The sequence below is a fragment of the Bacillus sp. LH1 genome, from assembly GCF_057924895.1.
This window is the reverse complement of record NZ_CM175007.1, coordinates 3,709,339-3,723,182: the sequence shown is the minus strand read 5'-3', so window position 1 is coordinate 3,723,182 and position 13,844 is coordinate 3,709,339. Positions and strand designations below refer to the sequence as shown.

The 13,844-nt window shown below is 36.4% G+C and carries 12 protein-coding genes; all 12 read left to right on the top strand.

Translation table 11 applies throughout. From position 1 onward, the window contains the following. Positions 1-10: 10 nt before the first annotated feature. The 12 genes from ribF to ACX9TM_RS19095 all read left to right on the top strand — a co-directional run bounded on the left by ribF (position 11) and on the right by ACX9TM_RS19095 (position 13,834). Positions 11-982 carry a bifunctional riboflavin kinase/FAD synthetase gene (gene ribF / locus ACX9TM_RS19150; RefSeq protein ID WP_000766706.1) on the top strand — a complete coding sequence of 324 codons (972 nt, stop codon included), beginning with the start codon at positions 11-13 and terminating at the stop codon, positions 980-982. Positions 983-1,082: 100 nt separating this feature from the next. Next, positions 1,083-1,352 (top strand): 30S ribosomal protein S15, encoded by a 270-nt coding sequence (gene rpsO, locus ACX9TM_RS19145; RefSeq protein WP_001229392.1) that lies wholly within the window; start codon positions 1,083-1,085, stop codon positions 1,350-1,352. Positions 1,353-1,512: 160 nt separating this feature from the next. After that, a complete protein-coding gene (gene pnp / locus ACX9TM_RS19140) occupies positions 1,513-3,651 on the top strand; it encodes a polyribonucleotide nucleotidyltransferase (RefSeq protein WP_000076737.1) in 2,139 nt (712 codons plus the stop codon). Between the two features lie 151 nt (positions 3,652-3,802). Next, positions 3,803-4,702, top strand: coding sequence for a polysaccharide deacetylase family protein (locus ACX9TM_RS19135; RefSeq protein ID WP_000868217.1), 900 nt, complete (start codon positions 3,803-3,805; stop codon positions 4,700-4,702). 86 nt (positions 4,703-4,788) lie between these two features. Then, positions 4,789-6,030, top strand: coding sequence for a M16 family metallopeptidase (locus tag ACX9TM_RS19130; protein WP_000592996.1), 1,242 nt, complete (start codon positions 4,789-4,791; stop codon positions 6,028-6,030). A gap of 133 nt (positions 6,031-6,163) precedes the next feature. Continuing rightward, the gene (locus ACX9TM_RS19125; protein ID WP_001239759.1) at positions 6,164-6,415 is read left to right on the top strand and encodes a YlmC/YmxH family sporulation protein; all 252 of its coding nucleotides are present in this window, start codon (positions 6,164-6,166) and stop codon (positions 6,413-6,415) included. 170 nt (positions 6,416-6,585) lie between these two features. Further along, entirely contained in the window at positions 6,586-7,488 is a 903-nt protein-coding gene (gene dpaA, locus ACX9TM_RS19120) for a dipicolinic acid synthetase subunit A (protein WP_000954735.1), read from the top strand. Beyond that, positions 7,485-8,084, top strand: a complete 600-nt coding sequence (gene dpaB / locus ACX9TM_RS19115) for a dipicolinate synthase subunit B (protein ID WP_000053596.1) — start codon at positions 7,485-7,487, stop codon at positions 8,082-8,084. Before dpaA ends, dpaB begins: the two co-directional genes overlap by 4 nt. Before the next feature lie 150 nt (positions 8,085-8,234). After that, positions 8,235-9,281 (top strand): aspartate-semialdehyde dehydrogenase, encoded by a 1,047-nt coding sequence (gene asd / locus ACX9TM_RS19110; protein WP_000414846.1) that lies wholly within the window; start codon positions 8,235-8,237, stop codon positions 9,279-9,281. A gap of 23 nt (positions 9,282-9,304) precedes the next feature. Then, positions 9,305-10,537 carry an aspartate kinase gene (gene dapG, locus ACX9TM_RS19105; RefSeq protein WP_000692451.1) on the top strand — a complete coding sequence of 411 codons (1,233 nt, stop codon included), beginning with the start codon at positions 9,305-9,307 and terminating at the stop codon, positions 10,535-10,537. An 11-nt stretch (positions 10,538-10,548) separates the two neighbouring features. Next, on the top strand, positions 10,549-11,427 hold the full coding sequence (gene dapA, locus ACX9TM_RS19100) for a 4-hydroxy-tetrahydrodipicolinate synthase (protein WP_000564763.1): 879 nt from the start codon (positions 10,549-10,551) through the stop codon (positions 11,425-11,427). A 736-nt stretch (positions 11,428-12,163) separates the two neighbouring features. Then, positions 12,164-13,834 (top strand): ribonuclease J, encoded by a 1,671-nt coding sequence (locus ACX9TM_RS19095; RefSeq protein WP_000823096.1) that lies wholly within the window; start codon positions 12,164-12,166, stop codon positions 13,832-13,834. The last annotated feature ends 10 nt before the right edge of the window (positions 13,835-13,844 follow it).

The following is a 13,844-nucleotide window of genomic DNA, read 5'->3' as shown; positions in this document are numbered from 1 at the left end:
GAATTCAAGCGTGAAACTTATTCATTTAACTCATCCACATGAACAAAATAAATTAGAATTACCACCTACTGTAATGGCATTAGGATTTTTTGATGGCATTCATTTAGGACATCAATGTGTAATTCGAACTGCGAAAAAAATAGCGGACGAACGAGGATATAAAAGTGCAGTTATGACATTTCATCCTCATCCATCTGTTGTTTTAGGGAAAAAGGATGCGCATGTGGAGTATATTACACCAATGCGTGATAAAGAAAAAATAGTCGAAAGCTTAGGAATCGATATATTATATGTGATTAAATTTGATGAATCATTTGCAGGGTTATTACCGCAACAATTTGTAGATGATTATATTATTGGTTTAAATGTAAAGCATGTAGTAGCAGGGTTTGATTATTCATATGGACGTTTAGGAAAAGGAAAGATGGAGACTTTACCATTTCATGCAAGAGGGGAGTTTACACAGACTGTGATTGAAAAAGTTGAATTTCAAGAAGAGAAAGTAAGTTCTACAGCATTACGAAAGTTAATTCGAAATGGCGAAATGGAGCAAATTCCATCTATTTTAGGTAGAGCCTATACTGTAGCGGGAACAGTTATACACGGCGACAAACGTGGGCGTCAAATTGGTTTCCCGACAGCTAATGTAGGTTTAAGTGATGAGTATTTATTGCCACCTGTAGGTGTTTATGCAGTGAGATTAAAAGTTCACGATGAATGGTACGATGGTGTATGTAATATTGGATATAAACCGACTTTTAAAGAAGATGAGCGTCAATTATCAATTGAAGTGCACTTATTTGAATTTAACAAAGATATATACGATCAAAATGTTACAGTAGAGTGGCATATGCGTATAAGAGCAGAAAAGAAATTCAACGGTATTGATGAGTTAGTTGAACAAATCGCAAAAGATAAGAAAACAGCACAAGAATATTTTATGAGCGAAAAGAATATACTTGCTTTTTCAAATGAAAAGTAGTATTCTATGTTATGTACTTTATGACAACCATTGCTTGGCATTGCGACTCACCGACGCTTGCTAGGTAATTGGGGGTTTAATTAATAGGAGGTGAAATAGGATGGCTTTAACACAAGAACGTAAAAATGAAATCATTGCACAATTTAGAACTCATGAGACTGATACTGGTTCTCCAGAGGTTCAAATTGCTGTCCTAACGGAGCAAATTAACACTCTAAACGAGCACTTACGTACTCACAAGAAAGATCATCATTCACGTCGTGGTCTATTAAAGATGGTTGGTAAACGTCGTAACTTACTAACTTACCTTCGTAATAGCGATATCACACGTTACCGTGAATTAATCACAAAGCTTGGCTTACGTCGATAGTCAAAGAAGCGGGAATATTCCCGCTTTTTTGTTAGGTAAAAATATATCTTCTACGCTTTATAGCTTACTTAATTTTAGGCAATACTAGAGGTAGAATATTGTGATATACTATCCATTTACATAGAAGAATTGAATACTTTAAATTGAGAGGGGTACTTAAATGAGTCAAGAAAAGCAAGTCTTCTCGATAGATTTAGCTGGTCGCCAGCTAACAGTTGAAACTGGTCAGCTTGCAAAACAAGCGAACGGAGCAGTATTAGTAAGATATGGCGATACAGCGGTTCTATCTACAGCAACTGCATCAAAAGAAGCAAAAAATGTAGATTTCTTCCCACTTACAGTAAACTATGAAGAGCGTTTATATGCAGTCGGAAAAATTCCTGGCGGTTTTATTAAGCGTGAAGGTCGTCCAAGTGAAAAAGCAATTTTGGCAAGTCGTTTAATCGACCGTCCAATTCGTCCGCTATTCGCAGATGGCTTCCGTAACGAAGTACAAGTTGTCAGCATTGTAATGAGTGTTGATCAAGATTGTTCTTCTGAAATGGCAGCTATGCTTGGTTCTTCATTAGCGTTATCGATTTCAGATATTCCATTTGAAGGTCCAATCGCTGGTGCGACAGTTGGCCGTATTAATGGCGAATTCGTTATTAACCCAACAGTAGAACAGCAAGAACAAAGTGATATTCACTTAGTTGTAGCTGGTACGAAAGATGCGATTAACATGGTTGAAGCAGGAGCAGATCAAGTACCTGAAGAAACAATGTTAGAAGCAATTATGTTTGGTCATGACGAAATTAAACGTCTAATTGCATTCCAAGAAGAGATTGTACAAGCTGTAGGTAAAGAGAAATCAGAAGTGAAACTTTATGAAGTTGACGCTGATCTTAACCAAGCTGTACGTGAAATGGCTGAAGAAGATATGCATTCAGCAATTCAAGTACATGAGAAACATGCACGTGAAGATGCAATTAACGAAGTGAAAAAGCGTGTTATTGAGCATTACGAAGCGCAGGAAGCTGACGCTGATACATTAGGACAAGTAAATGAGATTTTATATAAAATTGTAAAAGAAGAAGTACGTCGTCTTATTACAGTTGAAAAAATCCGTCCAGATGGCCGTAAAGGTGACGAAATCCGTCCATTAGCATCAGAGGTTGGTATTTTATCTCGTACACACGGTTCTGGTTTGTTCACTCGTGGACAAACACAAGCATTAAGTATTTGTACATTAGGTGCATTAGGCGATGTGCAAATTTTAGATGGTCTTGGTGTAGAAGAATCAAAACGCTTTATGCACCATTACAATTTCCCATCATTTAGTGTTGGTGAAACAAGACCAATGCGTGGACCAGGTCGTCGTGAAATCGGTCACGGTGCACTAGGAGAACGCGCACTTGAGCCTGTAATTCCATCTGAAAAAGATTTCCCATACACAGTACGTCTTGTATCTGAAGTTTTAGAATCAAATGGTTCTACTTCACAAGCAAGTATTTGTGGTAGTACTTTAGCAATGATGGATGCTGGTGTTCCACTTAAAGCTCCAGTTGCAGGTATTGCAATGGGTCTAGTTAAAACTGGTGAGCATTACACAATTTTATCTGATATTCAAGGTATGGAAGATCATTTAGGTGATATGGACTTTAAAGTAGCAGGTACAGCACAAGGTGTAACTGCACTACAAATGGACATTAAAATCGATGGTCTATCTCGTGAAATTTTAGAAGAGGCATTACAACAAGCGAAAGTTGGTCGTGTGCACATTCTAAATCATATGTTATCTGTTATTCCAGAGCCACGCACTGAATTATCAGCGTACGCTCCAAAGATTATTACAATGACAATTAATCCAGATAAAATCCGTGACGTTATCGGACCGAGCGGTAAACAAATCAATAAAATTATTGAAGAAACTGGCGTTAAAATTGACATCGAGCAAGATGGCACAGTATTCATTTCTTCAATAAACCAAGAAATGAACGACAAAGCTAAGAAAATTATCGAAGATATCGTTCGCGAAGTACAAGTAGGTGAAATCTACGAAGGAAAAGTGAAACGTGTTGAGAAATTCGGTGCTTTCGTTGAATTATTCAGCGGTAAAGATGGATTAGTTCATATTTCTGAACTTGCACTTGAGCGTGTAGGTAAAGTAGAAGACGTTGTAAAAATCGGTGATGTAATTACAGTTAAAGTTATCGAGATTGACAAGCAAGGTCGCGTAAATCTATCTAGAAAAGTATTGCTAAAAGAAGAGCAAGAAAAAGAAGCTGCTAAAGAAGAAAACAAACAAGAGCAGCAATAAGTAAAAGCCAGTTTAACTGGCTTTTTTTGTTATGTAAAAATATGATTTATATATATTTTTATGTCAGCATAGGTATAGTTTTCATTATAACGCTCAAATTAACAAAGATAAGAAGAAAATGTTTTTATATAGTTAATTTGGGAGGGTTTATATGAAAGTTCGTATATTGGCATACATATGTATATTTTCTTTATATGTCAGTTTAGGCTCTTATTCTGTTTTTGCACAAGATAACTTGCATGAAGAAATTCAAAAGCATGCAAAAAAGTATGAGATTGCACCTCAAAATGCGATGATTGATAAAATATGGAAGGCAACACCTGGATATAATGGAAGACAAGTGGATATTGAAGCATCGTATAATAATATGAAGAAGCTAAAGGAATTTGATCAAAAATATCTTGAATTCAAAGAAGTCTCACCGAGTGTTCATTTAGAAGATTTATCACCCGCTCCAATTTATAGAGGCCATCCAAATAAAAAGATGGTAGGATTAACAATAAATGTGGCATGGGGAAATGAGTATTTGCCTCGCATATTAGAGATATTGAAAAAGCATGATGTGAAGGCCACTTTCTTTTTAGAAGGACGTTGGGTGAAAGAAAATTTACGATTTGCAAAAATGATTGTCGATGCAAATCAAGAAGTCGGAAATCATTCTTATACGCACCCTAATATGAAAACGCTATCGTCTGATGAAATACGAGAGCAGTTACAAAAAACAAATCGAATGATAGAAGTAGTAACGAATCAAAAAGTAAGATGGTTTGCCCCGCCGAGTGGAAGTTTTCGGGATGAAGTCGTGAAAATCGCTGATGATTTCCAAATGGGAACGATTATGTGGACTGTCGATACAATCGATTGGAAGCGACCTGAGCCAGATGTACTATTGCAGAGAGTAATGAGAAAAATACACCCAGGTGCTATCGTATTAATGCATCCTACTTCGTCAACGGCAGAAGCATTAGATACAATGATTAAAAAATTGAAGGAACAAGGATATAAAGTGGGGAATATAACAGAATTACTGGATGAAAAACGTGTGGATTAAATACATTTGCATGACATTCATCCTTAAACTTGTTATCATTAAATAATAGCACTTATTTAGAGAAACTGGCAGTAGGAGGAAAGTTTTTGATTAAAAAATATACTTGTAAAAATGGTGTAAGAATAGTTATGGAGAATATACCAACTGTAAGATCGGTTGCGATTGGTATTTGGATCCATGCGGGATCAAGAAATGAAAATGAAAAAAATAACGGGATTTCTCACTTTTTAGAGCATATGTTCTTTAAAGGGACAGAAACACGTAGTGCACGAGAGATTGCAGAATCATTTGATAGCATTGGTGGTCAAGTGAATGCATTTACTTCAAAAGAATATACATGTTACTATGCAAAAGTATTAGATGAGCATGCTAAATATGCTTTAGATGTTTTAGCAGACATGTTCTTTAATTCAACATTTGATGAGGAAGAACTGAAAAAAGAGAAGAATGTCGTATGTGAAGAAATTAAAATGTACGAAGATGCTCCAGATGATATTGTGCATGATATGTTAACGAAAGCAACATATGAAACGCATCCACTTGGATATCCTATTTTAGGAACAGAAGAAACGCTTAATACGTTTACAGGTGATACGTTACGTCAATATATAAAAGATCATTACACACCTGAAAATGTAGTTGTATCAATCGCAGGAAATATTGATGAAGCATTTTTGCAAACAGTGGAGCAATATTTCGGTAGTTATGAAGGAACAACAAACCGTGAACAAGTACATAGCCCAATTTTCCATTTCAATAAGGTAGCCCGTAAAAAAGAAACGGAACAAGCTCATTTATGTCTAGGATATAAAGGCTTACAAATGGGACACGAAGATATTTATAACTTAATTGTATTAAATAATGTTTTAGGCGGTAGCATGAGTAGCCGTTTATTCCAAGAAGTACGTGAGCAACGTGGATTAGCTTACTCAGTATTTTCTTACCACTCTTCTTATGAAGATACAGGCATGTTAACACTTTACGGTGGAACAGGTAGCCAACAATTAGATACATTGTATGAAACAATGCAAGAAACATTAGAGACATTGAAAAATACAGGTATTACAGAAAAAGAGCTTATGAATAGTAAAGAGCAATTAAAAGGAAACTTAATGTTAAGTTTAGAAAGTACAAATAGCCGTATGAGCCGTAACGGTAAAAATGAATTGCTTCTTCGTAAACATCGTTCACTTGATGAGATTATTGAAAGTGTAAACACTGTAACAAAAGAAAATGTGGACGGATTAATTCGCAATATGTTTACTGACGAGTTCTCTGCGGCACTTATTAGTCCAGACGGAAAACTTCCAAAAGGAATAAAACTATAATCAATTTTTACGATGTATAAAAAATAACCTTCTCTCTTTTTAAATGAGAGAAGGTTATTTTTTTTATACATATAGAATAGGTACTAATTATAGACAATGCAAATGAAAAATTCATTAGGGGAGTGGAGTGTGTATGCGATTAAGTGAATTAAGTGGTAAAGAGGTTGTAGATATAGAAAAAGCGGAAAAAATGGGAGTCTTAGGTTATATGGATTTAGAGATTAATGAGAAAGACGGGCAAATACAAACACTTATAATACCTGTAGGGAAGTGGGGAGGTTTTAAAAAGGAACCACAAGAAGTAAGGGTGGCATGGAGTCAAATAAAGAAAGTCGGACACGATATGCTTCTTTGTGATAGTATAGATCGTTCAAATTCGGAGTGAAGGATGGCCATTTTGGTCATCTTTTTTTGTATCTACATAGAAACCTGATAAATCATATGTGCATTTGGATTTTCAATCACCATAAACTCGTACATTACATATGATGTGGAGGAAAAAGAAAAAGTAGGCACTTTTCTTATAAATGACAGAAAAAGAAGGTGAATTAGGGAATGTTGACTGAGATGCATATTGCTGTCATAGGAGGAGATGCAAGGCAGCTAGAAGTAATTCGTAAGCTAGTTGAATTGGATGCGAAACTTTCTTTGATAGGTTTTGATCAGTTAGATCATGGTTTCACAGGGGCAGCAAAAGAAAGTATACAAAATTTAGATTTCACTTCTGTAGACGCAATTATTTTGCCGGTTGCCGGTACAAATGCCAAAGGAGAAGTAGATACTATTTTTTCAAATGAAAAAGTTTCAATAACGAAAGAACAAATTGAAAATACACCAGAACACTTTACTATATATTCAGGTATTGGTACACCTTACTTGGAAAATCTCGTATCTACTACGAACCGAAAACTTGTTAAATTATTTGATCGTGATGATGTAGCAATATACAATTCTATTCCAACGGTAGAAGGTACATTAATGATGGTAATTCAACATACCGACTATACAATTCATGGGTCCAATGTAATGGTTCTAGGATTTGGTAGAACAGGAATGAGTGTTGCGAGAGCATTTCAATCATTAGGAGCCCATGTCAAAGTTGGAGCAAGACGATCTGAACATATTGCACGTATTACAGAAATGATGTTTTCTCCTTTTCATATGCAAGACATAGAGAAAGAAGTAGGAAATATCGATATTGTAATTAATACGATTCCACACCTCGTTGTAACAGCGAATGTTATTGCAAAAATGCCAGCTCATACGTTAGTGATTGATTTAGCTTCTAAACCAGGCGGTACCGACTTTAGATATGCAGAAAAAAGAGGAGTCAAAGCATTGCTAGCACCTGGATTACCAGGTATTGTTGCCCCAAAAACGGCTGGGCAAATCTTAGCAAATGTTCTTTCTCAGTTATTAGCAGCAGATGCAATCGCAAAGGAGGAGGAAAAGAAATGAGTTTGAAGGGGAAACGAATTGGTTTCGGATTTACAGGTTCACATTGTACGTATGAGGAAGTTATGCCGCACTTAGAAAAATTAATTGCTGAAGGAGCAGAAGTACGTCCTGTTGTTTCATACACTGTTCAATCAACAAATACTAGATTTGGAGAAGGAGCAGAGTGGATTAAGAAGATTGAAGAAATAACAGGTTTTAAAGCAATTAATTCAATTGTTGGAGCAGAGCCACTTGGACCTAAAATTCCATTAGACTGCATGGTAATCGCTCCTTTAACAGGAAATTCTATGAGTAAATTTGCAAATGCAATGACAGATTCTCCAGTACTAATGGCAGCAAAAGCGACGCTAAGAAATGGCAAGCCTGTCGTATTGGCGGTTTCGACGAATGATGCTTTAGGATTAAATGGGGTAAATCTCATGCGCCTAATGGCAACAAAAAACATCTACTTCGTCCCATTCGGTCAAGATGCGCCAGAGAAAAAACCGAACTCAATGGTAGCTCGTATGGAGTTACTGGAAGATACAGTATTAGAAGCGCTGCAAGGGAAGCAATTGCAACCGGTGGTCGTAGAAAAATTCAGATATATGAATTAAAAAACGAAAAAAAACGGACAATTTTTGATGAAACCATCATTCTTACTGTAGAATATGATAAAATTAACGTTATTAAGATTAGAAGGGGTATTGTATACTCCTTCTGATTCTAAGTTATAGAAGGATTGGTATCTAGAAAGGGGCATAGTGATGGAAAAGCAAAAAACTTTTCATGTCGCTGTAGTTGGAGCAACCGGCGCAGTTGGTGAACAAATGTTAAATACTTTAGAGAAACGAGAATTTCCAATCGGGAAATTAACGTTACTTTCATCTAAACGATCTGCAGGTAAGAAACTTGTATTTAAAGGCGAAGAATTTACAGTTCAAGAGGCAACTCCTGAAAGCTTTGAAGGAGTAGATATTGCACTATTTAGTGCTGGTGGATCTGTATCGAAACAATTAGCGCCAGAAGCAGCAAAACGCGGTGCGATTGTTGTTGATAATACAAGTGCATTCCGTATGACAGAAAACGTGCCACTTGTTGTACCTGAAGTAAATGAAAACGACTTAAAAGAACATAATGGTATTATTGCAAATCCAAACTGTTCTACAATTCAAATGGTAGTAGCTCTTGAGCCAGTTCGTCAGCAATATGGTTTAAAACGAGTAATCGTTTCCACATATCAAGCTGTATCAGGTGCTGGTGCGGCAGCTATTGAAGAACTGCATGAACAATCACAAGCAATCTTAAATGGCGAAGAAGTTAAGGCAAATGTTCTTCCTGTATCAGGTGATAAGAAGCATTTCCCAATTGCTTTTAATGCGATTCCACAGATTGATAAATTCCAAGATAATGGATTTACGTTTGAAGAAATGAAAATGATTAACGAAACGAAAAAAATTATGCATATGCCTGAATTAGAAGTAGCGGCAACATGTGTACGTTTACCAGTTGTATCAGGACACTCTGAGTCTGTTTACATCGAAGTAGAAAAAGAAGGCGTAACAGTAGCAGAATTAAAGAGCTTACTTGCAAATGCGGAAGGTATTGTTCTACAAGATAATCCAGAAGAGCAGTTATATCCAATGCCAGCTACTGCAGTAGGTAAAAACGAAGTATTCGTTGGAAGAATCCGTAAAGATTTAAATAACGATAAAGGATTCCATCTTTGGGTCGTATCTGATAACTTATTAAAAGGCGCTGCATGGAATTCTGTTCAAATTGCAGAGCGCTTAGTAAAATTACAATTAGTGTAAACGGCTAAGAGAAGGTGCAAAATATGAAAATAATTGTTCAAAAATTTGGTGGCACATCAGTACGTGATGACAATGGACGTAAGCATGCGCTTCATCATATAAAAAAATCATTAGCTGCTGGTTATAAAGTAGTTACTGTCGTATCTGCTATGGGCCGTAAAGGTGAACCATATGCAACGGATACGTTATTAAGTCTTGTAAATCAAGAGGAATCTACTATTTCTAAGCGTGAGCAAGATTTATTATTATCGTGTGGAGAGTTAATCTCTGCAATTGTTTTCTCTAATATGTTGAATGAGAACGGTATAAAAGCAGCAGCATTAAATGGTGCACAAGCTGGTTTTGTAACGAATGATGACTTTACGAATGCAAAGATTATTGAAATGAATTGCGATCGTATACATGAAGAGTTAGAAAATGTAGATGTAATCGTCGTTACAGGATTCCAGGGACAAACGAAAAAAGGTGATACGACAACACTTGGACGCGGAGGTAGTGATACTTCAGCTTCAGCATTAGGTGTTGCACTTCATGCTGAATACATCGATATATTCACTGATGTAGAAGGTGTTATGACTGCGGATCCTCGTATTGTAAAAGATGCACGTCATCTTCAAACTGTAACGTATAACGAAATTTGTAACATGGCTTATCAAGGTGCGAAAGTCGTTCATCCACGTGCAGTTGAAATTGCGATGCATGCAAAAGTGCCACTTCGTGTACGTTCTACGTATTCTGATAGTGAAGGTACGCTTATTTCAGCATATGACGGTGCTACAAGAGGTCGTGATGTAGAAGAACGTCCTGTTACAGGCATTGCCCACGTATCAAACGTAACGCAAATTAAAGTGCTTGCAAAAGAAACGGCATATGATTTGCAACAACATGTGTTTAAAGAGATGGCGAACGAAGGAATAAGTGTTGATTTAATTAATATTTCACCTACTGGCGTAGCATATACGGTGAGTGATAATGTATCAAGTCATGCAGTTAAATTATTACAGAACCTCGGATATGAGCCAATTGTGACAGAACATTGTGCGAAAGTATCTATCGTTGGGGCTGGAATGGCAGGATACCCAGGGGTTACTGCGAAAATCGTTACAGCTTTAGCGGAAAAAGGTATTCAAATCCTGCAATCGGCAGATAGTCATACAACAATTTGGGTTCTTGTAAAAGAAACTGATTTAGTGGAGGCTGTAAATGCATTACATAGTGCGTTTGAGCTTTCAAAAGAAAAGCAACTGGAACAATAAGGAGTGAGACCATGATAGATTTTGGGACAATTGCAACCGCGATGGTAACACCGTTTGATATAAACGGGAATATCGATTTTGCAAAGACAACGAAATTGGTAAATTATTTAATTGATAACGGTACAACAGCAATCGTGGTAGGAGGAACGACAGGAGAATCTCCTACATTAACTTCAGAAGAGAAAGTAGCGTTATATCGCCATGTCGTATCTGTTGTCGATAAAAGAGTGCCCGTAATCGCTGGAACAGGTAGCAATAATACGCATGCTTCTATTGACTTAACTAAAAAGGCAACAGAAGTTGGTGTGGATGCAGTAATGCTAGTAGCACCGTATTATAACAAACCGAGTCAAGAAGGAATGTATCAGCATTTTAAAGCAATTGCTGAAAGCACGCCGCTTCCGGTTATGCTATATAACGTTCCAGGACGATCTATTGTACAAATCTCCGTTGATACAGTTGTTCGTTTATCAGAAATAGAAAACATTGTTGCTATTAAAGATGCCGGCGGCGATGTGTTAACAATGACAGAAATCATTGAAAAAACAGCGGACGACTTTGCGGTATACAGCGGTGATGACGGTTTAACGTTACCAGCTATGGCAGTTGGAGCGAAAGGTATCGTTTCGGTAGCCTCTCATGTTATCGGAAACGAAATGCAAGAAATGATTACAGCATTTCAAGCAGGAGAATTTAAGAAGGCACAAAAATTACATCAATTACTTGTAAGAGTAACTGATTCATTATTTATGGCGCCAAGTCCAACTCCAGTAAAAACAGCGTTACAAATGGTTGGATTAGATGTAGGTTCTGTACGTTTACCACTTCTTCCATTAACAGAAGAAGAAAGAGTAACGTTACAATCTGTAATGCAATCTATCCCTCGTTAATAAAAAATGACCTAGTGTAGAACTAGGTCATTTTTTATTATATGCAAATCTTTTCCTCTTTTTCTTACTTATATGTGTTCTTATAAGAATATTAATCGCTTCTTCATTATGTGTATAAGAAAATAATCGTACCGCTTTAACTGAGTCAAAAAATGATAGATATTATGGCATAAACGTAATAAACTACGGTGTCTGTTTTTAGAGAAATCCCCTCAAATGTGACGTAATTCATAAAAAAACTCCATTTTGTAAGTGTTTTTGTTGGATTCTAGAAAAATAAATCTTGAAACTCCCTATTATGAAATGAATTTAGCGTATGTATGGCTAGTTCTTCAAAATAATATGGAGTATAAAATCGGAGTAAATATAAAGGAAATACGTTCGATACTTTTGTTGTCATTCCGTTCTTTTCCTCTTTCTTTCGCACGATTTAACTTGTGTTCTATTTCTTGTATCAGGTATAATATGGCTAAGTAGCTTAGTACGGGTATGCTTAGCAAAATTGGGAAAAATTATAATTTAATTAAATTTTCATATCATATCGAATAAGATATTTGATTTATATAATGAAAGAGAGGTGAAACCTGGTTTAAAAAATAAACAAGGACATGATATCGCATAACGGTAAGGACATTCGTCTTGGACGGTGAAAATATGGTGGTTGTAGAGTTTCCCCTGGTGTCTCTGCAATTTTAGTGAAATCAGTGTTTGCAAGATTTTTAAACCAGGCAACAACATGAAGAGAAAAGAGAATGAGTCTGTTAAAGTATTTGCTCTTGGTGGAGTAGGTGAAATCGGGAAAAACATGTACTGTGTTGAAATTGATTCTGAAATCTTTATCGTAGATGCAGGGTTAATGTTCCCGGGAGATGAAATGTTTGGAATTGATATCGTTATTCCTGATATTACATATTTAGTGGAAAATCAAGAGCGAGTAAAAGGTTTATTTATTACTCACGGTCATGAAGATCATATTGGTGGAATTGTGTATGTACTTCGTAAATTATCTATTCCAGTCTATGCAACGAAATTAACAGTAGGACTTATACAAGAAAAACTTGGTGAAGCGGGCATGTTAGGCCGTGTAGACCTAAAAACAATCGATTCAAATTCAACAGTAGAATTTAACACTACAACGGTGTCATTCTTCGGAACGACACATAGTATTCCGGATTCTGTTGGCGTTTGTTTCCATACATCAAAAGGTGCAGTCGTATATACGGGAGACTTTAAATTCGATCAAACTCCAATTGGAAATAGTGGAGCAGACCTTGGTAAAATGGCACAAATCGGAAATGAAGGCGTACTTTGCTTATTATCTGATAGTACAAACGCAGAGCGCCCAGGCTATACAGGTTCAGAAAAAGAAGTTGGTGTAGAAATCTCTAAAGTGTTCTACGGCGCAGAAGGTCGCATTATCGTTGCTTCATTTGCATCGAATGTACATCGTATTCAACAAGTATTTGATGCTGCTGCTGAAACAGGGCGAAAAGTAGCAGTAGTAGGACGTAGTATGGTGAAAGTAGTAGACATTGCAAGACGTCTTGGTTATTTAGATGTTCCAGAAGGTATGGTTATTTCATTACAAGAAGTAGACAACTTCCCAGAGAAAAAGGTAGCTATTTTAACGACAGGTAGTCAAGGTGAACCGATGGCTGCTCTATCTAGAATGGCAAAACAAGCGCATAAGCAAATTTCAATTCGTAAAGGTGATACTGTTATCATTGCTGCTTCGCCAATTCCGGGTAATGAAATATCTGTATCAAAAATTATTGATTTGTTATTTAGAGCTGGAGCTGAAGTTGTTTATTACGGCGAACGAAAAGTTCACGTGTCAGGTCACGGTAGCCAAGAAGAATTAAAATTAATGTTAAATTTAATGAAACCAAAGTACTTTGTACCCGTACATGGTGAGTTCCGTATGCAAAAAGCACATGCATATTTAGCTGAAGATGTAGGTATTACAAGAGAAAATATCTTTATCGTAGAAAAAGGCGATGTAATTGCTTTTGGTGACGATGAAGCAAACTTAGTCGGTAAAGTACAAGCTGGTAATGTTTTAATTGATGGATTAGGTGTAGGTGACGTTGGTAATATCGTTCTTCGAGATAGAAAGATGTTATCTCAAGATGGAATACTAGTAGTTGTTGTAACGCTTGGTAAAGATGAAAAGAAAATTATCTCTGGCCCAGAAATCATTTCACGTGGTTTCGTATATGTTCGTGAATCAGAAGCGTTAATTGAACGATCTACAGAGATTGTACGTATGATTGTTGAGCAGTCAATTAAAGAATATTCAATTGAATGGTCAATGTTAAAACAAAATATTCGTGAATTATTAGGACAGTTCTTGTACGAAGAGACAAAGAGAAAACCTATGATTTTACCGATTATTATGGAAGTATAAGAAGATCACC